The sequence below is a fragment of the Sodalis sp. (in: enterobacteria) genome (assembly GCF_036327475.1).
In the GTDB taxonomy this organism is placed as follows: domain Bacteria; phylum Pseudomonadota; class Gammaproteobacteria; order Enterobacterales; family Enterobacteriaceae.
Window position 1 is genome coordinate 463,194 of record NZ_CP132913.1, and the last position, 20,067, is coordinate 483,260.

Genomic DNA, 20,067 nt, shown 5'->3' on the forward strand with positions numbered 1-20,067 from the left:
GATCTTCCCGTCTGTGGTACCACATCGAATCGATAAAATCGCGGACGGTATGATGCTTGTTCCGCTGTTCATCGGCGCGCTATGTTACACTTTGCGCGGGTGCCGGCGGCTACTTCAGCTCATTTACCAATGGCCTTATCACCGATACCGTGCCGATTCTGTCTATCTGGTTTTGCATGGGCGCATCCATCAAGCTGAGCGCTACCAGTAACCGTGTTGTGCAAATCCGGTAGGTGATCAAAATCGCGGAGGCCTGGTTGATGGCAGCGATCGCTTCGTGGCTTTTACCCGCCAACGACGTGGGGTCGTCTTTTGCTAGGCTGTCGACGCTGGCGCGGGTGTCAACCTCGGTGATGGTCGCCTCGATTCTGGTGCCGGTCATTACCTCGCCTTACTCCCGCGACGTCAAGCGGGATCTGCCGGCCACGGCGGACGATAATCATGGGATGAATTGCGTGGCGGTCGGCGCCGACCGAATGGTTCCTTGAACGAGCCGCGGTAGGTGCGTCTGCGGATGTCGTGCGGGCACGCGTTTATCCTCTCCCTCTGCCACAGGGTCTAGAGAAAAACAAACGCACCACCTGTGTGGTGCGTTAAGGAGAGCCGCCGGCGCGGTGCCTGCGGGTGATTCAGACCGGGCGGGCAATGACCGAGCGGTTTTCCATTCTGACTTCGGAGAGAGTAACATCTAGGGTATCGCCCTGACGATAGCGCTCCTCGCCTTTCACCTGCACGGTGCCGGTATCCTGGCTACAGACCAGTTCATCGCGCACGCTGTGAATAAAGGAGGCGGGGATGAACGCTACCGCGCCGTTAGCCAGCAGACGCACCCGCATACCGCCGCGCGAAATATCGATTATCTCCGCAGCAAAGCGACTGTTGCTGCCAGCTTTCGGCTGCAAGAAACGGGCGTAAAGCCAATCTCCCACGTCTCGCTCCGCCATGCGGTTTTGCCGACGCCGTTCGGCGAGGCGGATCGTCACTTCTTTACCCGGCCGTTCGGCGTCGCCGACGCCAATCAGCGCTTTCAATAAACGGTGATTGAGCATATCGCCATATTTACGGATAGGCGAGGTCCAGGTCGCGTAGACATCCAGACCCAACCCGAAGTGCGGGCCAGGCGCGGTGCTGACTTCAGCGAAGGTTTGGAAACGACGGATACGGCTGTTTAAATAGGTGGTGGGCAGGGCATCTAGCCGCCGACGCAGAGCGCAAAATCCTTCCAGAGTCAAAAGCTCGGCAGGCTCCACGTCGATATGATGTGCGCGCAGGATGGCTACCGCCTGATCCACAAGCAACGGATCGAAACCATAATGCACATTATACAGCCCGTAGCCTAAACCATCGCGCAATACGCGAGCGGCACAGACGTTGGCGGCGATCATCGCCTCCTCAATCATGCGGTTTGCGATGCGGCGCGGCTCGACGACGATGTCGTCCACATTGCCTTTCTCATCGAGCACGAAGCGATAATCGGGGCGATCTCGGAACACCAGCGCGTGATGCTGACGCCAGGCGCTGCGGGCATGGCAAACGTCGTGCAGCAGACGCAACTGGTTGGCGATAGCGTCGTTTTCCGGTTTCCACGCGCCGGCATTTTCCAGCCAGTCGGAAACATGTTCATAGGCCAGTTTGGCCTTGGATTCTACCCAAGCGGTAAAGAAACGCGCGTCATCGGCCAGGGTGCCGTCATGATGTACCGTAACGCGGCAAGCCAATGCTGGACGCCGTTCGTGGGCGCGCAACGAACAGAGATCGTCGGATAGCGCGCGCGGTAGCATAGGAATATTGAAGCCAGGCAGGTAATTGGTGAAGGCGCGCTCACGGGCGATACGGTCCAGCGGGCTGCCGGCCGGTACCCATGCGGTTGGATCAGCGATGGCGACGGTCATGACCCAGGCACCGTCTGGCGCGCTGGCAAGATGAATAGCGTCGTCCATATCTTCGGTGCTGACATTATCGATTGTGATAAAATCCAGCGCAGTGAGATCATCGCGCGCCGGCCCCTCTTGCTGCATGGCAAGCCCTTCCAGCATTTCCGGCGCAGCACACTCAAGATTGTGGCGAGCGAGAGTAACCCACCACGGCGCAAAATGATCGTCGGCGGTGGCGACCAGCGCGGTGATTTCCGCGTAAAACTGGCGATCGCCTTTCAGCGGGTGGCGCCGCATTTCCGCGACCGCCCAATCGCCGGTTTGAAAGGTCTGGCTGACGCCGCGCTGCAGTCGCGTCAAAATAACCTCTTTAATCAGTGGGTGATCCGGCACGACGGTCATACGCTCGTCATTTACCTGAACCCGCCCCACAAAACGCGTCAAAAACGGCTCGATAAGCGCTTCTGGTTCCGCAATCTCTCGATCTTTCTCCGTGCGGATCGCGGCGGTGATTTTATCGCCGTGCATCACTTTTTTCATAAAGGGGGGCGGAATGAAATAGCTTTTCTGGGCGTCAACTTCGAGGAAGCCGAACCCCCTCTCTGTGCTTTTTACCACACCTTCGACACGTGGTATCTGAGAATGCAATTGCTGTTTTAGTTGAGCAAGCAGTGGATTATCTTGAAACATAATGTCCGGGAAATTGTAGTAAAGTGGGCCGGATTGCGTCAGATAGTTTTACGCGATTCGGTCTGCGGCGGCAAGCCTGTCGATAACAGGATGCGCTGAGTGACCGGCGTCACCCTTGGCGTTAGTTTGCCCGGCAACGATTTAGAGGCCGACGCGAAGGTTCCATTGCCGAAGCTTGACAGCGTCACCAGTAGGTTGGTTTTGGATAATAGGATCGCCATATTGCCGTGCGGGATAGCGTAGCTGATCGCTTTGAATCCAATTACTTCACGGTGTACACCGTCATGCCACATGGTGTCGATATCGACCCAATCCCCTTCTTTCAGACCCAGCTTCGCCAAATCCTGCGGATGCGCTGACCGCAAACGCCGCGATAGCGGTCGTCCAGTCCGTAATAGTGGAGTGGTATTGTGCTGATCGTAGGAGCACAGGATTTGCAACGGAACGGCGCGCGCTCACCCGACAAGCATAGTATAATGAGCAATGTGGCATGGCGCGGCAGCACTGAATTGGATCTTGCGGTCAGTGTGGTAAACGCGGCTCAGCGCGGTTAAAATCGGTAAAGACCGACTGGGATGATGGCAATGTGATCGCGGATCAGATCAATACGGTGATGCACTGTCGCCGCTGGCCTGCATATCGCGATCAGTGCAGCCGAGCATCGGAAGAATCAACGCGTCGTGGCCGGGGACCAGATGGCTACGGTTGCGTTTGGTACCGATATGCACGTGGCGTATGGACGATTTTGTGCACCATTGCCACAGAGTGCTTGTCTGAGTAATCCCCATCGTCCAGGTGCAAATGACGCGCTTGGCGTCGCGGTAAATCTCTACAACTTCGCGTAAATCTGCGCGCGAAGGCCTGCTATCTGCTGCCAAAAGGTCGCGGCTATCGCGGCCAGATAATCCTCTACACCGTAGTCGGCGGCATGATGCAGGCTGTGCAACATGCGTGGGGTAGTGCGAGGATTCTGACCAAAAACGAATATCGCGTCAGCCAGCTCGAAATCGTCAAGGCGAACGGTGCCTTTACCGATGCTGGTGCTTTGCTTCAGGCTGCTGCTTGTGCCCCATGGCACACGTTGAAACAGTCGGGGAAATTATTGGTGCAAACATGTGGCCGAACAGTTATATAGAGATAGGTGGCCCCATTGCTGATGCGGTCGGAGGTGTAGAGCTCCAACTGATTGAGGTGCGCCAGATCCTGCAGATAGTTGACGATAAGGGTGAAAGCGTCATCCCAACGAATGGACGGTTACTTATCGCTCTCGGCGCTGCAGCGCAGCGGCTCCGTCAGCCATCCCTGACATCCCAGAAATAATCGCTCTGCTGAAGAACTGGCTGACGGTATGGCGTGCGAGAGGGCGTATGCACCGCCTTACACGCGGCTTCTCATAATTTATGTGCAGCAGATTGCGGATGTTTTTAAAGGTTTGTTTGCTGTCCAGCGCATAGCAGGCGGTGGATTCCAGGGCTTCCCAATCGCCCGCAGCGCCGTCGTAAGGTTTTATCGCAGGTTTAAGTTTCATCTTAAGATTTCGCAGAAAATAACTTCTTGGGTGTCAAATTTTGTTAAAAGTTTAATCGCACCGCCGATGCTCAGCGGTGCGACGGCACCGCGTTTTAAGCACGCAGTCCACGCCGCACACGCCCTACACTCCGGCGAAAGATTCATGCTACACTTCGCCCAGTTTATCACGAGCGTGCTGCACGGGTTCACCGTTTGGCACGCGATCACATGAAATAATGATCACAAGGATCAATACTATGGGTTTTCTTGCCGGTAAGCGCATTCTGGTAACTGGCGTTGCCAGCAATCGTTCAATTGCATACGGTATCGCTCAGGCTATGCGCCGTGAGGGTGCGGAGCTGGCCTTTACTTACCAAAATGACAAATTGAAATTACGGGTGGAAGGGTTTGCCGCCGATTTCAATTCCAGCATCGTGCTGCCGTGCGATGTGGCGGAAGATGCCAATATTGAAGCGTTGTTCACTTATCTGGCCGACGTGTGGCCGACGTTTGACGGTTTCGTGCATGCCATCGCTTATGCCCCCAGCGATCAATTGGACGGCGATTATGTCAACGCCGTAACTCGCGAAGGTTTCGCCATTGCGCACAATATCAGCGCCTACAGCTTCGTCGCCATGGCGAAAGCCTGTCGGTCAATGCTTAATCCCAACGCCGCGCTGGTGACGTTGACCTATCTGGGCGCGGAACGCGCTATCCCCAACTATAATGTTATGGGCCTGGCCAAAGCCTCCCTGGAGGCTAATACTCGTTATATGGCCAACGCCATGGGGCCACAAGGTGTGCGGGTGAACGCCATTTCCGCTGGTCCTATCCGCACGCTGGCCGCGTCCGGTATCAAGAATTTCAAAAAGATGCTGTCCCATTGCGAGTCGGCAACACCTATCTGCCGCGTGGTGACCATTGAAGACATCGGCAATGCCGCCGCGTTCTTGTGCTCCGATTTGTCGGCGGGTATCACCGGCGAGGTGCTGCACGTAGATGGCGGCTTTAATATTGTCGCTATGAACAAACTCGACCTGGGTTGATCGCCTCGGGTGGACAAACGTTTGCCCCCTCTCCTTTACCAGACATTTCACGAGGCTGGTTAAGTGCTCGCTACTTGCCTCTCCCGCTCGGTTTGGCGTCATCGCGACTTAATTCAGACCAGGCACCCGCACTGCCCACACCTTGCTGCGCCAGCCAGGCGCGCACGAAATCGAACATCGTATGCGCTAGCAGAATCTCCCGCCCGGTAGCGGCGATCGCCGTTTGCTGCTTCATTGCCGACAAAGCAAGCGGGATGGTGGTTAATGCCGACGTTATGGCCGGCAAAAATGGCCAATCGGAACAATGTCGCAACCTAAACTGGTAAACACCCCTTGCAGCAGTTGGAAAACAGAGGCACTCTATAGAACAACCGCATGGCTAAATTTTCATCTAAATCGACCAGACGCAGCGGAAGTTCGGCCACCTGCGCTAAGATTAACGGCGCCGTCGGTGTCAAGGCGGGGAAATACGCCAGGTGAAATAAGTTCTGCGCCGCGATTCACGATGGGTGCCGTCTGGGACGCTATGATTGGCGTCTCCAACAGTTGATCGGCGCTGAGCACCTCTGCTGCAACAACTGCGGTAGCGAGACGCCGCATTGCGACACGATACCGATGCGCAGCGTGCCATCCACGCTATGTTTAAGGGATGCAACTTCAAGTTAATCCACTGATAGACCGAATAATCTCCCGTGCTCGACCAATACCCGTTCGCCATCAGCGGTCAAGCCATGAAAACTGTTGCCGCGGTGGATAAGCGCCATTCTGAGCTCGCGTTCTAGGTTTTCAGCCGCATTGACAGGGCCGGCTTCTGACAAAGCGGGAGTCTGCGGCATGCCAGAAAGCTCATGTTCCAGGTTGCACAAGTAAATCAGTTGGTTGATATCCAACTATGTGATCGGTAGCCGGGCATAATAAACAGTACACTATCTCCGCGTAGGGGATCTGCGCAAACCCCACGGTGCAATAGCACGCACAACGCGACTGGCGTCGCGATTTGGGTAGTATCAACGGGCTGCCCTTGCTTGCCGTCTACGGGCAAAGTGCCGCGCTCATCTGAGCAAAGGACCACTGTCGCTCCGCGTTGCTACGCCCACGTAACCACATGCCTATAATCACGTGCTATCTAAGGGATTACGCCCCGAGACCGTTTAACGTCATGGGTGATTTTCTCTACCCGCGGTCCATGGATAACCTGCACATCGTTGCTGCTGACACGTTTGACGCCGCTAGCGCCTGTAAGCATCAAGGTGCAATCCACGGCCGAGTAAACAGTAGTCGACGTCGGCAATATTTTGCCGCTACTAGGCCGTTGATAATGGTTTGCGACCGCTCGTCGGCGCTTTGTTTTTCTACTCCGGCAGGGGTCTGTTCTTCCGATTTCCTACCCGGTGGTTTCCGCATTCATGCGGCGGATAACCGCGCTGAACACGACATAATATAGCGGGCAATAGTGGGTAGTAGACCGCGCCCAATAGCACCGAATACCGCCACTATGTCTTGGCGCCGACGAGCAGAAAATGACCAAATCGATGGTGCCGTCCTGCACATTGCCAATCATCATACGTAGTATATCCATCAGCATAAACGCGACGCCGTTTAGTAGTGCGTGGAAAATGAACAGCATCGGCGAGACAAAAATAAAACAGAATTCCAGCGGCCAGGTGATACCGATGGTGAGCAACGCCAGGACGCTGGCCAGCATTGGCCAGCATTAGCGCCTTGACTCATGCTTTACCTGGGGTTGTCGCGTTTTACTTACGATGAAGGCATGACGGCACTCATCAGTTCGCCCCCTAGCCGGTACGGACCAGCGGCGTCAGCGAAATACGTCTGGCGCAGCGCTAACGGTCACGGGATGCGTTGTGGCGCTACATCAAAGAGGTCGGTACGCTGTATCTGGAAATCGTCGATTATTGCGAAAAATGGCTGCTGGATTTGCCCACGATGGAGCAAGAGTATTTCACCTGGTCGCGGTAAATGTTTGGGCTGCTGCACGGGGAGTGAGCAACGTTGGCCGCGCCCTGGCTTTCGCGCTGCGCCGAGTTGCGCCGGCGGACGAGCGGGCGCCGGCGATGATTGTCCAGTCCTACCTATACCGACTATATTATTGCAGGCACAAGCCGCCGCCAGGCTGCATTTCATCCAGCCGAGACGTTTATGCTGCCGGGCGACATGGCCGGTACTGCAATTTTTCCCTTTTCCGCGGTTGTACGACGGCGATGAAGAACGGCTAGTGTTAGCGGACAAACGCAGCAACATTGGGATTGCGCGGCTTTCATTACGGCAAGCGCAATCTGTATTGCTGGCTATTTCCTCTGTATCAATAATTGATGTTTGCCCCGAGCAAAGCGGATCATGTGACCGCCGAATCAGGGCACCAATCTGGTCTCGCTGTTGCAGCAGTTGGTGAAAGGCGGCTGGCAAAATGCTGCTTTTGAAGGCATAAGGATTACGTCGGAGTGATGGCAATTTAGTTCACTTTTAATGGCGCGGTGATGCATCAGGGACACCTCTGCCGGCGCTCAAAAGATCGGCTAGAGGACGGAGCGCCGCTCACGTTTTATCTGGGAGAGGTGCTGACACGCTTACTGAGATCGGCCTTTTGGCAACGCCAGTTTCAGTTCGAGGCTTTCCAAAGTGCCTGAAAGCGACACCCCGTTACTACATATTCGCATGGATGCCATCATAGCGTTTTGCTGTGGGATAAATTACGATGATGGATCCTATCCGACCGCGTATTGATTTTGATTCGCCGATGAACGAGCCTAAGGCGCCGCCAGGCACTTTACTCACGCCGACAGAAGGGGTTGTGCGCCATCCTTCAGAAGTAACGGAAGACGACACCGGCAACCCGGAGGCGCTGCTCGCCCACGCACTGATGACAAGCCTATTGGCGCTCAGTAGCATCACGCAGGGCATCGGCGCTTTCGTAACGCCTGTCAGCAGTAGTAGTTCAGTCTGGGGCGCTAACGGCCTGTGGCATCATCGTGCTGGCAGCCCTCGGTGCGATTTGCGGCGAATGGCGCAGGCTTTACTGCTTGTGCAAAAGAGTGAGCGATCATGCGGCTGACCTGCTAAAAGCCATAGATTAGGCAAGGGCGTACCTTTTGTCAGCGGTTTGCCGCCCAGGCGGGCATCGATGCCGATAATCCTGTGGCTGCAACGCTGGCGGCTCGCGCTGCACGATAGTCAGAGCAATCGAGAAGTAGTGGCGCTTTACGCCAGATTGGTCCAGCCTGTCTTGACTGTCAGGCGCAGCTCACTATCAGCCGATTTGCGGTGGAATCGACGTTGTTGGTCGCCGTTAGCCCGCTGGCTCTGGTGGATATAAGCTCATTACTTGGCGTATTTCCGCTTGATGAACCGTATCGCCGCGCTTTACGGTATTGAGTTGAGCTATTCAGCCGCATCCGGCTATTCCGGCTGGTACTGGTGAATATCGCTTTTGCCGGTATTAGCAAATGGGGAAAATCGGTATGGACTAGGTATCCCAAGACCTCACAGTCAGTCTCTCTGCCCGTGCCGCGTAAGGAATGGGGTGGGATTGCTGACAGCCCAGCTTGGGCTAAAGACAATAGAACTGTGCCGGCCGCTACCGTTGTTGCCGGGTGAAAAACGCATCTCGGCGAGTTCCACCGCGAATTACTAGGCCAGTTAAAGTCTGCGTTGGACAAACGCTCCTCCGCCGGCTAAATGGATGGTTGAGTGTCCAGGCTGTCAGCTTTTTCTGACAGACAGCTTCAACCGCGGCGCAATGGCCAGTATGATATCTCCTAAACACCTGATCGCTTGAGTGAGGTAATACATGCGTTTAGAAGTGGCTTGTCAGGACCGTTTGGGCCTTGTACGGGAAATATTGGATTTATTGGTGTCGCGTACGATCAATTTGCGCGGCATCGAGGTCGTCGCCACAGGGCGCATTTATCTTAATTTTACGCAGTTGGAATTCGATATATTCCGCTCATTGATGTCGGAGATTCGCCGGATAGACGGCGTGACCGATGTGCGTACCGTCGCTTTTATGCCCACCGAACGTGACTCGCGTGCGATGCAGGCCATTCTTGCCGCCATGCCGGAAGCCGTATTGTCTATTGATCTCAAAGGTCGAGTCACACTGTCCAACCCGGCGGCGGCACTCTTATTCAATCTCAGCGAAGAGAAACTCGCCGGCCAATCCGTATCCTTGCTGGTGGGTGGTTTTGATTTCAATCGGTGGCTAGAGGATGCCCTGCCGCAGCCGGCTGCCGAACGGGTCGTGATTGCAGGCCAGGATTTTCTGCTGGATATCACCCCCGTGCAATTGCCGGTGGACGACGGTAATATCGCCACCGTTGGCGGTGTTGTCATGTTGAAATCGGCGCTGCGCATGGACCGGCAATTAAAGGACCATTCCGTTCACGACGACAGTGCGTTCAGTCACCTTCTGGCTAGTAGCGAACGTATGGGCCAGGTTATCAATCACGCCCGAAAGCTGGCGATGCTGGACGCGCCGCTGCTAATCATAGGCGAAACTGGCACTGGTAAGGATGTGTTAGCGCACGCTTGCCATCTGCGCAGCGCACGTGGCCGTAAGCCCTTTTTGGCGCTCAATTGCGCCGCCTTGCCCGACGAAGTGGCAGAAAGCGAGCTGTTTGGTCATGCCGCCGGCGCTTATCCCAACGCCCTCGAGAGTAAAAAAGGCTTTTTTGAACAGGCGGACGGCGGGTCAGTTCTGTTAGATGAGATAGCGGAAATGTCGTCGCGCACGCAAAATAAGTTATTGCGCTTTCTCAATGACGGCACCTTTCGGCGCGTTGGGGAAGATAAGGAAATGCATGTGGATGTGCGGGTCATTTGCACCACGCAGAAAAATCTTCTGGAGCTAGTACGAGACGGCCATTTCCGCGAAGACTTGTATTATCGTCTGAATGTGCTCACCTTGACTATTCCGCCGTTGCGCGAGCGCCCAGAAGATATCATGCCGCTGGCATCGATGTTCGTCGCCCGCTTCTGCGACGAACAAGGGGTAGCGCGGCCGCGTCTGGCGCCGGATCTGGTTGCCACGTTGACGCTTTATCCCTGGCCGGGAAACGTACGACAGTTGAAAAATGTGCTGTATCGTGCCATGGCGAAGCGGGGAGGATCGACATTATGCGACGAGGATATTGATCTGCCCGACTTAAGCCAGGCGTTGCCGTTGACAGACGATCTCTTGGACGGGTCGCTGGATGACATTAGCAAACGGTTTGAGCGTTCCGTGTTGACGCGACTCTATGGTGCCTATCCCAGTACTCGTAAACTGGCGAAACGGCTGGGGGTATCCCATACCACCATTGCCAATAAATTACGGGAATATAGTTTGAGCAGTAGGAAAACAGACGAAGATCCAGTGATCTAGCACAGCGGATGCCCAAATAATGAGTTCACCTCAGCGGAGAACCATCTAAGCGGCTCTGTCCCACGGGGCGCGTGACGAGCCGGCGACGTCAGTGCGTCGCCAACGTCTATCCGGTGTGTATTTGGCGTTTGCCACGGCTCGCTCAGACGTGCGCGCTGTGAGCGCCGGATCGTAATCCGGTTCTGTGGCAATTTCGCCAACCAGTTGGCTGTAAAAACGACGTTGTCGTGCTCGTCCAACGTCAATCGCTATACCGTAATGCTGGCGGAATGCCGGATCGCGCAGAACCAAACATGGCGATGAGCCGCTCTAGCCAATTGGCGCCGCAAAATCGTTTTTGAACGATCTCGCCAATTGAGACTGACCTTGCACAGGTGCCAGTATCTACGCTCGAGAGGATATTAAGAACCTTACCCAGTGTAATTTTAAGGTTACATCGGACGCATTGGTGTCGACAAGTAAAAAATCTGGCGCTTTTGGCACTAGAAAAGCACTGGCTACGGTTACCTGCGAAGTAATAGTCATGTGACATGAATTGCATCCTTTTGGGTAATAGTGTACAAGTCATTAACAGAATAAGCCTCATTGTGTTGAATCACGAAATTTCTTCCCACCCCTGCCGGTAAGCGGTGTTTTTCCGCTATGTTTTTGATTTTACGCTAATGGCTCCAGGGATGCCCGATGAGAGTAATGCGTTTTTACCCGCAGGCCTGGCCGTTGCGAACGCCGTTCGTCATTACGTACCATAATAAGATGGGCTGCATGGTATCAGCGAATGTAAGCCTATCCCGTTACGGCAAAACCGAGGCCTCGGTTATCGGGAAAGTCAACAGCGTCCTGCAGGGCATTGAACATGGCATAAGCCTAGACATCTTGCTGTCATACTGCCAGCCGGCGCCGTAGGCGAGCTTTGGTCACACCTGGGTAGGGATGGACACTGAACGCCGCTGTCCTTCCAGTGTTGGTCGAACGCTCGACCGAGCTCTCGGCAGGCAGTGCGCTCAGACAGGAGCAGAGAGCGTCGGCTGCCCTCAGATGCTCGTTGCACATCGATGTCCGTTAATAGTGCTACCATTGCTTCCAGATAGTCGAAATGGCCGGCAATTCCACAACAAATTTCCGAACGACCACAGCGTGGTATACCATACGCTCTCTGCCAGCGGTAGGCGGAATGTTTGCTGCCAGCGGTAGGCGGAATGTTTGCGCCAGACGCTACGCCAGCAGTGATATCGTAGCGTCTGCTTGATGGCGATTGCGGTCTCATCGCCGTGGGTGCCGGCAGTAATCAGCCCATGACCCGCCGTCCCCCGGCTGATAATAAAGCAGTGGTGCGTCCGGCATTAAAGTAGTATAGTTATGTTTTGGATGATAGCAAGGTGCCGCGCTGGGATCGAAAGGGTTAAAGGTTGCATACGTCGATCCTATTAAAGCCGTCGGGTTGATAGAGGATTTGATTTGTTTGAAGGGCTGATAAATCAGGACCAAAACTATGTGTTTGCGTCGCGGCGCGCGCTAGTTTCGACTAGTGGATCCCGCCAATCGTTCTGCTTTTCCTAGTTTGCTGAAGGTGACGCTCAATAAACCGGTGTTGTATTTCAGTCTGACTGCCAATTTCAATCTGTTTCCGGTGAAAGGCGTTATAGTGGGGCGTTACGGCTAGGAGTAGACGTGCATTGGTATTTGGTGGGCAACAGTGCGTTTCAGGTTAGCGAGCGCGTGGTGAATGAAAAACCGGTCTTGATGTCAAATGCTTACCATTGGGATCATTAATATACCGCGCTGACCCAGGTGACTTTTGTTCTCATTAGCACCGAATTGGCTGCGCTTAATCGCTATGTGCCCGACGATATTGACATTACCGAGTCGTTTCCAATGACCGTTACCGATGGCTATTACAACAAATCCCAGATCAGGTTTACACGCCGGATCTGGCTCGGTACCTATTATTATTACCCACATAGCGAAGCCCTATGCAGGGCGTGCAGGTGCGGTATCCTATGCTATCGACCGGCGCATTATAGCCGGTGAAGTGGTGGCTCCGGCGAAAAGCCGGTCTTGCATTTTACCCCAGACGTAACGGTGGGTTTTACGCCGGCAGCCAGCTACTTGCAACAGCGCAGTCGACAGGAGCTGGACGCCGGGCGCAGGCCCTGATGCAGGTAGTCGGTTACGAGTTTAATAGGCCGCTGACGCCTACCATGTTGTATGTAACACCTTGTAAAATAACCAAATTGCCATTTCGGCAGCGTCGAATAGTTGCTGATCTCCACTCACAGCAGCAATATTGCCAAATTAAGCGATTCCACCTACGAAGCGATTCCACCTACGAAGCGATTCCACCTACGATTAGTCACTGCAACAGGCCAGACGGAAAACTCAGCGGCCGAGCGAGTATTCTGACAAAGCGGAAACCATCATTGGAGGTGCATATTGCGACCATCTATTAATTCACAAATGACCGATTGATAAAGATTTTGTTCAAAGGATATCCCATTAACAACTCGGAGGACGTGGCCTACAATCAGGCGCTGCATGTGTTGAAGCATCAAGGTGCACGTCGCGGCCGGGTTGGCCGTGTGAAGCGTTGGCGGCAGCCTGCACGCCGCTCGCGTTTCTCTCCAATCAACCTACCGCGAGCTGCAGCCTCTGCGCGGAATGCTAATGTCGCGGCGGCTGTCTCTCTCGCGGCCCTTATGGGCTGACGCGGTGGTCAATCGCGGTGGTCAATGTCTTCAGCCATAATTCCGTGCGTGAATTCCGTATCAATTATCCTATCTGTCGCCGGGGCAGCTGATAATGTGGGCGAGATAAGCAAAAGCTTGAAAATGTCGAGTGGGCGAAGCCCTTTGCTGCGATTACACGGATTATCTCTCCGCGAGCTGTAAGAAGAAACGCTGGAGTTTCATTGACGCAATATACGATGTTATTCCCGTTTTCAGCACAGTCACGCGCAAGGCCGCCGCGGCGAGTAGCCAGGCCGTTCAGGAGAAGCTGCAACCCAGGTGAATATAAAAGAATATTATCCGGATGATCGCGCTTGCCGGACATCGCAGGGGCTACCCGAGGTTTTCCTTGTGATCTTTATCGGTGAGGTGACCTTCACCGGCTCGATCGTGGCGTTTGGCAAGTTGCACGGGAAAATTTTCCGTCCGCGATGTTATCGCAGCGCCATCAAATGAACCTCGCGGCGCTGGTGATTTCGTTTTTACTGCTGATACTTTTTCGTGCGCAGCGACAAAATCGGGCTGCAGGTCCTGGTGCTGTTGTTTAGACCTTCATCGCCTTGGCGTTCGGCTGGCACATGGTCGTCTCCATTGGCAGCGCCGATAGCCAGTGGTAGTTTCCATGCTTAACTCCTATCTCTGGATGGACGGCAGCGGCGGCGGGTTTTGTGCTGAGCAACGATCTGCCGATCGTCCGGTGCCATCCTCTCCTACATCATGTGTAAAGCGATGAACCGCTCCTTTATCAGCGTCATCGCCGGTGGGTTTGATAACGGCAGTACTGGCAATCCCGAAGCCGAATAGGGGAATATCGTGAAACCACGGCGGAGGAGGGCGGCCGAATTGCTGAAAATTCCATCTCGGTCATCATCACTCCAGGCTACGGTATGGCGGTCGCGCAAGCGCAAATCTGGTACACGATATCGTCGCTAAGCTGCGGCGGCAGCACGGAGCAATGTGCGTTTAGCATCCATCCGGTGGCGGGGCGTTTGCCGGGCCATATGAATGTACTGTTGGCAGAGGCGAAGGCGCCTTACTCGTGTTAGGGATGGATGAAATCAACGATGCTTTCAGCGCCACCGATGCCGTGTTGGTCATTGGCGCCAACGATATCAATCAAGCGGCGCAAAACGATTCGCGCAGTCCCATTGCGGGAATACCGATGTTAGAGGTGTGGAAAGCGTACAAGGTCGTGGTCTTTAAAGCGTTCGATGAATACCGGCTACGCCGGAGTGAAAATCCACTGTTCTTAAAATGCAATGCGCAAACGCTATTTGGCGATGCCAAGCAAAGCGTAGAAGCGTTTTGCGCGCGCTATAATCGTTAGCCCAGCCGCCGGGCCGGCCCCACATTTTTCTATGGCCGACCTATAGGTTGACGCGCTGGCCGGTTGTAATGGGTAACGTTTATCGGTAGCGTGCCGCCAGCTGCGGCGACTGGGTACCAAAGGCCGCAAGGTTGGCTTTGAAACATCGCCAGTAGCATAGCGCTCTCAACCCACCCCGGCGAACAGAGCGCTTTCCACAAACTCCAGGGCGCGCAGGCCGGCGCGCGCAGGCCGGCGGAGTCCAGCGACATGAATGTCGCGGCAGGGCTCTTGCCCGAGCGGGCCGTTGCGTCAAACGCCAGCATCTCCGCCACGTTAATAAGCGTGCCGCCGTGACGGGTTGGCGCGATACACTTCAGATGAAGTAATTCGTTTGCTTTCTCGGGCGCAGCGTGGTGAAGGGCATATAAGGGCATATAGGCTGCGGAAGTCAGATCTACTACGACCAGGGTGGTATCGACGGCGGGAAATTCGTCGGCCAACGTGTCAAAACGTTGTTGATGGCGTCCCACAACAATCAGGGGCACTTCGAGCGGCCGGTCAGCGGGCAAAGAAAAACCGATGCCAGAAGAAGCGCTGGTAACCAGTACTAAAGGTGTCAGACTTTGCATGTTTCCTCTCCTGTTTATAGGGAACCAGGGAGCCGTCGCGGAATGCGTCGCCTCGTCGGCAGCGGCCGGCCGTTTGGAATGTCCTCGTCACTGCCTGGCATGTGGTGTGGCACCAAAGTGGGCGGTATTCTACCGTCGGTGCACGGAGTGTTCGTTTTTACGCACATCCAGCGCGGAGGGCAAGCACAGAAAGAACGGTATTAAGCGCTTGGGCATTTTGCGCTGTGCGTCGCACGCAGGTGAGGGGCGTCGTCTACTTTTAATGGCCGACAACGGCGCCAGGGGAGCGAAAGTGACAAAAGGACAGCGAGAGGCTGAGCGATTTGAAAGCGCTTGCCGCTGTTGCGTAGGTTGGCGGATTTCGTCAGGCGGCGCGTCAGTCCTTCAGGTCTCAGCGATGCGGTGCCGCAAGGTGCTGAAAATTGCCACTTCATCAAGTAATCATCACGTGGGTACGCTGTATCTTACCGCGCCGGTTAATGTCGCCCACTTGATGCTGCCTCAGCTTCTTGCACCTTTTATCAAACGCTATCTTGACATCAAGGTTGAAGTGATGGTAGAAAGTGGTATTGTCGATTTCTTGTCCGCAGGGTGCGATGCAGGGATCTGTTATGACGATTGGCTTGAGTAGGATATGATCGCCATCCACGTAGGACCGCGCGAACAACGTTCCGCCACAGTATGCCGCAGCCCGGCGACTGCCGAGGCGACGCTGAGATCGGTTGAGGTATCGGTACTGTAGATCAGAAGGCCTGACGACTCGAGTTGATAAACATCATCCCTTTTTTGATAGTTCCATATTCTAGATTTCCCATGCTGAACCGGCTACGCAAACAATCCATTTTCACCGAATTCTGAGGATGACGGGGCAGGCCGTGCCAGTTTGGCGTCATCTATCTATTTGTGCCCGCGCCCCGCGATTGACAGCAGCGAATTTGAACCGGCGCTGCAACCCTGGTGATGCGCCTTTTCCTAGCCGTATCTTTATATTCAAATCTATAAAGGATGCCGTTGCGTCATTTCCCGACCAGTAAATAATGTTGTCATTTAATGCAGCGGTGCCTGCCATAAACCGACCGCTTAGCGGGGCGCTCACCAATGGGCCACCAACGCTTGCGGACTCGCTTTCCTATTCCTATTACGCCAGTGCGACGCAATCACCTCGGAAATAGGCACTACAGTTTATTAGCGTATTTTCGGATTCTCTATGCCGACGGGTTTTCATACAATCAGTAACAAGCAGGACTCATGAGGCAGTAATATATTAATTTTATTCATCTTCGGTGGCGTGAATTATTTCGCTTTGATCTTATGGTAACCATTTTGGCGAGCAAGAGGCGATGATTGAGCGCATGGTCTATGTAATTGTTGGCCTATGCGCATTATTCTGTTTATCGCTATTGCCTAAAATAGCAGTATGGCACCGGAGCGTATAAGACATCAGAGAATACACCCGAAGGCAGACTGGTATGGGAATGGCCGCGGCATTGCCATACAAAGCACTTTCAGGTGCCTTGTGATGCAAGCCAGTCGCTGATTACTCGTATTTCTTACCCAGCTCAAGCGTTACTGGCGAAACAGCGTCATCCGGCTTAATCGCCAGCACATCACATTTCAGACGGTCGATCACCAGTTCGGTGGTATTGCCGATAAACGCGGCGGAAAAACCGGTACGGCTGACCAATTACTACTACGCCGGCGTCCAGATGTTCAGCCAAATCGGGAATAACATCTTCGGGCACTCCTTTCTCGACGTGAGTATATTTCTGATCGCGGCCGAATTTTTGCCGTATGGTTTTCATGGCGAGAAGTGCTGTCCGCGAATTGCGTCATTATATACTCTTGGATCGAAATCGGGTAATTCAATGGCGATATTGATAGGCGTGACAGGATAGGCGCCAACCAGATGAACCGCGGTCTGGTTCATCTGGTTGGCTTAAGGATAACGCGGCCTCCACCAGCTTGATATTGAGGGGATCGTGATACAGCTCTTCACCGGAAAGATTGACCGCTACCAGAGCGTTTTCGCCATCAGGCCAGGGCTGATCTTTCACCATCCAGACCGGACAAGGGTATTTGCGTCATAGATGCCAGTCCGTCGGGGTAAATATCACGAATTCAAAACGAAACGGTCGTGCTGATTGGCCATTTTCAACAGAAAATCGTGGTAAAATGCCAGGAATTCCTGAATAATCGCCTCAAATGGACGATTATGCCAAACCACCTTGATTTCATTTGCATGCCTCTGTCAAGATAATTACGGCACTGTTCGGTAATCCAGGCGGTACACTGTACAATTACCCCCTGCGCATGGCGGCCGTTCATCAGGGGACAGCATGGTGGTTATTTTATATGAGAAATCGTAAATCGGTAGGAAGGCTTTAATATGGCCGCCAAGCCGTTGAGTCAGATAAACTGCTCTGCACAGCGCGGGCTGATTGTCCTAAGCGGGGTCGATTGCTACCAGTAGGTTTTGACATTTTGCCATAACGTCTCCTTAACTGCCGAGGTTCAACTGAACGTTCAAGATAAGGGTAACTCATCAAGGCAAACACTGACAGGTATGGAATGAACCCGGCAAAATTACTTCTCCGGCCATTGTTCAAGCGATTTTCTCCCGCTTTTTTGAAAAGCGTCCAAGCAAGCGACTGATAGTTTCCACTGTTAGGTCAAGATAATTGCCGATATCGCCGCGGGTCATGGTCAGGCGGAATTCGCAAGGCGAGAAACCGTGCTGGGTGAAGCGACATGAAGATTATAGACAAATGCGGCCAATCGTTCCTCGGTATTTTCTTACCGCATCATTCGCTGCCGCAAGTCGGACATTTTACCGGAGAGATTATCAAGAGTCAAAGGGAATTTCACACGACCTTTCCAGCACCTGGTCAAAACTCAGATGCTGGCCGCCGACAATGGCGTCCAAACCCACCATATCGCCGGCCAAATGAAAACCGGTAATCTGTTCGTCGTCCTGTTCGGTAATGGTAGTGACTCTTGAACGTATCGGAACGGATGGCATAGAGTGATTTTAACTCATCGTCCGCATTGAATAGTGTCTATCCTTTGTAGATCGGTTTTTACGCTCAATATCATTGAGCGTAAGGGAAAATACAGAACGAAAGGCTGCTGCACTTTAAAAGGCCGGGAGGGGCGAAAAGGCTGTGAAATATCTCGACGCAGGGACTGTAATTGAACTGTATTGACCTCAGACGCGCGTGCAGCTTGGGCCTGCATGGCGGAAAACAAGATCTATGACGATAACGAGTTGTTTAACCAGGCTATGAAAGATATCAGACCCTTAAACAGCGCGCTAACATGGTATATTTAGGCTAAAGCGGCCGGCGCCCGAGCATTGCGCATATGGAGCCGCGTTCGATGACAGAGGAAATTACTTTATTTGAGCCAATGTTCTTACGGGCGGGCACGGGCAGCCTTTATCTGAGAAATAACGCAGCAGGCGGCAAGAGCGTTTGTATCAGTACGTTTGTCGCGATAGACGATTGAGGAAATTATTTCGGTCATCACTGATAACCGATCGGCGTCTGATGCGAATGTAAAAGAATACAATCCCTCTATTAGCAATCCTGTTTTCGTTTATTCTGATGTAAAAGAGATGCCGAAAGTGTCACGCCTTCGACGATGTCTGTTGATTCGTCCGACTGAAAATCGAAGGAGCCGGATGTTCCAGGAGCGGCAAAGTTCTATATATGCCGAAGATTCCGGCTATCAGAAAATCGTAAATGTTACTTTGGTGATAATGATGATCATGTGGGCTCTTATGATATCAGGGGAAATTATACCACACAGCGGTTATTGTTAAGCGTGATGAATACGCATGGTAGGCGGCACACGGATAGAAGTGACCCGCGCAAACGGCGCGGCTCAATAAGTACCCAGAACACGCCATGCAGCTAAGCTGGTTAATTTACAGCAGTAAATGCACCACGGCAGTTTGCTTCGCAACGTGCCGTTGCGGTCATGCAGTCCGGGCAAACGGCGCTACGGCCAGGCAAGGAAGCGGCGCAGCAAAGTAGCCAGATTTCGCGTTTTTGTGTGCATAATGTATATTATGTCAAATTAACGACGATAATGCCATCGTCAACGCCTCAAGCCCACAATCTATTCACTAGTGTAAGCCGATTTCTGTGGCTGGATTTCCCTTTAGCCTGTTAACTGGTCGATGTACTAATCACTATCTTTTCTTGTTATTTTTTCAGCCGACATCCAAAGACAGCTACCGAGTTTGAGCTTTGAGCGGAGCCAACCAGGAACAGCCATGACGTCGCTCGTTCCGTCAAACACCTTAACCGCTGGCGCCACGGTTCGGTTGCCCGAGAAATCATCGATCAGGCGTTGCTGCCAGCAAAATCGCCCAGCGCGCTAGAATACTTTGCTGGCACGTAACGGCGCGCCAAGGGGGTCGATAGGGAGAGCCTCGTTGTTCAGGATTATGGTCGGCCTGCTGAACCACTGCTCTGAATCCTTCGTCGGTACAAATCATTACACGCCGATTGATGACCGGCCCGCAGAGCCGACGTGAGCTCGCCGGGACAGCGCGGCAGAGTCCAACATCGGCATTACTCCAATGGTGAACCGCCAGCGAGATGATGCTGTTGAGCTCGAGGCAACGGCAAGGATAACGGTCATTCAGGTCAGGTCGGCAATGAAAGCGATAATGTCAGCTAGGTCGAGGATGGAAATAAAAGCGGTTACATCTATTAGGCTAGTAGCGAAGATAATAACGGCTCCTCCACTTCAGCCGACAGCGAGAACGAGAGCGTTACCGTTTACACTTGTAGTCACGTAATGGGCGATGAGCTTGACCAGAATGGCGGCCACGAGGATGGCTTCCCCTGCTGGTAGCACACTGTTTGCGCCGCCGACGATCATCGTTCCTACGGTTGAGG

The 20,067-nt window shown here is 53.6% G+C and carries 15 protein-coding genes and 6 pseudogenes; 11 read left to right on the forward strand and 10 right to left on the reverse strand.

The window, feature by feature from the left end; all coding sequences use genetic code 11:
* Positions 1-49: 49 nt before the first annotated feature.
* Positions 50-395, forward strand: a pseudogene (locus GPOALKHO_RS02490) (2-keto-3-deoxygluconate permease); the annotation flags it as partial.
* A gap of 234 nt (positions 396-629) precedes the next feature.
* On the opposite strand, the gene GPOALKHO_RS02495 reads toward GPOALKHO_RS02490, so the two are convergent.
* From GPOALKHO_RS02495 to GPOALKHO_RS02510, 4 genes are all read right to left on the reverse strand, one after another.
* A complete protein-coding gene (locus GPOALKHO_RS02495) occupies positions 630-2,564 on the reverse strand; it encodes an exoribonuclease II (protein WP_406702829.1) in 1,935 nt (644 codons plus the stop codon).
* 38 nt (positions 2,565-2,602) lie between these two features.
* A complete protein-coding gene (locus GPOALKHO_RS02500; RefSeq protein WP_406702830.1) occupies positions 2,603-2,929 on the reverse strand; it encodes a hypothetical protein in 327 nt (108 codons plus the stop codon).
* Positions 2,930-3,393: 464 nt separating this feature from the next.
* Positions 3,394-3,642 carry a hypothetical protein gene (locus GPOALKHO_RS02505; RefSeq protein WP_406702831.1) on the reverse strand — a complete coding sequence of 83 codons (249 nt, stop codon included), beginning with the start codon at positions 3,640-3,642 and terminating at the stop codon, positions 3,394-3,396.
* Positions 3,643-3,822: 180 nt separating this feature from the next.
* Positions 3,823-4,092: a hypothetical protein gene (locus GPOALKHO_RS02510; protein ID WP_406702833.1), complete on the reverse strand. Its 270-nt coding sequence runs from the start codon at positions 4,090-4,092 to the stop codon at positions 3,823-3,825.
* 238 nt (positions 4,093-4,330) lie between these two features.
* Between GPOALKHO_RS02510 and fabI the strand changes: the two genes are divergently transcribed.
* Positions 4,331-5,119, forward strand: coding sequence for an enoyl-ACP reductase FabI (gene fabI, locus GPOALKHO_RS02515; protein WP_406702834.1), 789 nt, complete (start codon positions 4,331-4,333; stop codon positions 5,117-5,119).
* Positions 5,120-5,189: 70 nt separating this feature from the next.
* Here the strand turns inward: fabI and GPOALKHO_RS02520 are convergent, their stop codons facing one another.
* The 3 genes from GPOALKHO_RS02520 to GPOALKHO_RS02530 all read right to left on the reverse strand — a co-directional run bounded on the left by GPOALKHO_RS02520 (position 5,190) and on the right by GPOALKHO_RS02530 (position 6,824).
* Positions 5,190-5,354 (reverse strand): hypothetical protein, encoded by a 165-nt coding sequence (locus GPOALKHO_RS02520; protein ID WP_406702836.1) that lies wholly within the window; start codon positions 5,352-5,354, stop codon positions 5,190-5,192.
* 427 nt (positions 5,355-5,781) lie between these two features.
* The gene (locus tag GPOALKHO_RS02525) at positions 5,782-5,955 is read right to left on the reverse strand and encodes a hypothetical protein (protein WP_406702837.1); all 174 of its coding nucleotides are present in this window, start codon (positions 5,953-5,955) and stop codon (positions 5,782-5,784) included.
* 548 nt (positions 5,956-6,503) lie between these two features.
* On the reverse strand, positions 6,504-6,824 hold the full coding sequence (locus GPOALKHO_RS02530; RefSeq protein WP_406702838.1) for a hypothetical protein: 321 nt from the start codon (positions 6,822-6,824) through the stop codon (positions 6,504-6,506).
* 158 nt (positions 6,825-6,982) lie between these two features.
* On the opposite strand from GPOALKHO_RS02530, the gene GPOALKHO_RS02535 reads away from it, so the two are divergent.
* The 7 genes and pseudogenes from GPOALKHO_RS02535 (at position 6,983) to GPOALKHO_RS02565 (ending at position 14,549) form a co-directional block, all read left to right on the forward strand.
* Positions 6,983-7,099: a YcjX family protein gene (locus tag GPOALKHO_RS02535; protein ID WP_406702839.1), complete on the forward strand. Its 117-nt coding sequence runs from the start codon at positions 6,983-6,985 to the stop codon at positions 7,097-7,099.
* A 736-nt stretch (positions 7,100-7,835) separates the two neighbouring features.
* Positions 7,836-8,815, forward strand: a pseudogene (locus GPOALKHO_RS02540) (TIGR01620 family protein).
* A gap of 112 nt (positions 8,816-8,927) precedes the next feature.
* Positions 8,928-10,499: a transcriptional regulator TyrR gene (gene tyrR / locus GPOALKHO_RS02545; RefSeq protein WP_406702841.1), complete on the forward strand. Its 1,572-nt coding sequence runs from the start codon at positions 8,928-8,930 to the stop codon at positions 10,497-10,499.
* A 753-nt stretch (positions 10,500-11,252) separates the two neighbouring features.
* Positions 11,253-11,402: a hypothetical protein gene (locus tag GPOALKHO_RS02550; protein ID WP_406702843.1), complete on the forward strand. Its 150-nt coding sequence runs from the start codon at positions 11,253-11,255 to the stop codon at positions 11,400-11,402.
* Between the two features lie 2,099 nt (positions 11,403-13,501).
* Positions 13,502-13,678 carry a hypothetical protein gene (locus tag GPOALKHO_RS02555; RefSeq protein ID WP_406702845.1) on the forward strand — a complete coding sequence of 59 codons (177 nt, stop codon included), beginning with the start codon at positions 13,502-13,504 and terminating at the stop codon, positions 13,676-13,678.
* 273 nt (positions 13,679-13,951) lie between these two features.
* Positions 13,952-14,026 carry a hypothetical protein gene (locus GPOALKHO_RS02560; protein WP_406703345.1) on the forward strand — a complete coding sequence of 25 codons (75 nt, stop codon included), beginning with the start codon at positions 13,952-13,954 and terminating at the stop codon, positions 14,024-14,026.
* Between the two features lie 53 nt (positions 14,027-14,079).
* Positions 14,080-14,549 (forward strand): annotated as a pseudogene (locus tag GPOALKHO_RS02565) (NAD(P)(+) transhydrogenase (Re/Si-specific) subunit beta).
* A gap of 29 nt (positions 14,550-14,578) precedes the next feature.
* Here GPOALKHO_RS02565 and GPOALKHO_RS02570 read toward each other — a convergent pair.
* Positions 14,579-15,160 carry a hypothetical protein gene (locus GPOALKHO_RS02570; protein ID WP_406702846.1) on the reverse strand — a complete coding sequence of 194 codons (582 nt, stop codon included), beginning with the start codon at positions 15,158-15,160 and terminating at the stop codon, positions 14,579-14,581.
* Between the two features lie 412 nt (positions 15,161-15,572).
* Here GPOALKHO_RS02570 and GPOALKHO_RS02575 point away from each other — a divergent pair, with 412 nt between their 5' ends.
* Complete coding sequence (locus tag GPOALKHO_RS02575) at positions 15,573-15,791, forward strand: LysR substrate-binding domain-containing protein (protein WP_406702848.1); 219 nt, start codon at positions 15,573-15,575, stop codon at positions 15,789-15,791.
* 703 nt (positions 15,792-16,494) lie between these two features.
* Positions 16,495-16,596, forward strand: a pseudogene (locus GPOALKHO_RS02580) (DUF378 domain-containing protein); the annotation flags it as partial.
* A gap of 101 nt (positions 16,597-16,697) precedes the next feature.
* On the opposite strand, the pseudogene uspE reads toward GPOALKHO_RS02580, so the two are convergent.
* Both uspE and GPOALKHO_RS02590 read right to left on the reverse strand, forming a co-directional pair.
* Positions 16,698-17,588, reverse strand: a pseudogene (gene uspE, locus GPOALKHO_RS02585) (universal stress protein UspE).
* A gap of 195 nt (positions 17,589-17,783) precedes the next feature.
* A pseudogene (locus GPOALKHO_RS02590) lies at positions 17,784-18,237 on the reverse strand (helix-turn-helix domain-containing protein); the annotation flags it as partial.
* Between the last annotated feature and the right edge of the window lie 1,830 nt (positions 18,238-20,067).

Excerpts from the sequence above, each read along its gene's own strand:
- GPOALKHO_RS02570 (WP_406702846.1), bottom strand. The coding sequence starts at position 15,160 with ATGCAAAGTCTGACACCTTTAGTACTGGTTACCAGCGCTTCTTCTGGC.
- GPOALKHO_RS02530 (WP_406702838.1), bottom strand. The coding sequence starts at position 6,824 with ATGCTGGCCAGCGTCCTGGCGTTGCTCACCATCGGTATCACCTGGCCG.
- GPOALKHO_RS02510 (WP_406702833.1), bottom strand. The coding sequence starts at position 4,092 with ATGAAACTTAAACCTGCGATAAAACCTTACGACGGCGCTGCGGGCGAT.
- GPOALKHO_RS02520 (WP_406702836.1), bottom strand. The coding sequence starts at position 5,354 with ATGAAGCAGCAAACGGCGATCGCCGCTACCGGGCGGGAGATTCTGCTA.
- tyrR (WP_406702841.1), top strand. The coding sequence starts at position 8,928 with ATGCGTTTAGAAGTGGCTTGTCAGGACCGTTTGGGCCTTGTACGGGAA.
- GPOALKHO_RS02495 (WP_406702829.1), bottom strand. The coding sequence starts at position 2,564 with ATGTTTCAAGATAATCCACTGCTTGCTCAACTAAAACAGCAATTGCAT.
- fabI (WP_406702834.1), top strand. The coding sequence starts at position 4,331 with ATGGGTTTTCTTGCCGGTAAGCGCATTCTGGTAACTGGCGTTGCCAGC.
- GPOALKHO_RS02550 (WP_406702843.1), top strand. The coding sequence starts at position 11,253 with ATGGGCTGCATGGTATCAGCGAATGTAAGCCTATCCCGTTACGGCAAA.
- GPOALKHO_RS02525 (WP_406702837.1), bottom strand. The coding sequence starts at position 5,955 with ATGCCGCAGACTCCCGCTTTGTCAGAAGCCGGCCCTGTCAATGCGGCT.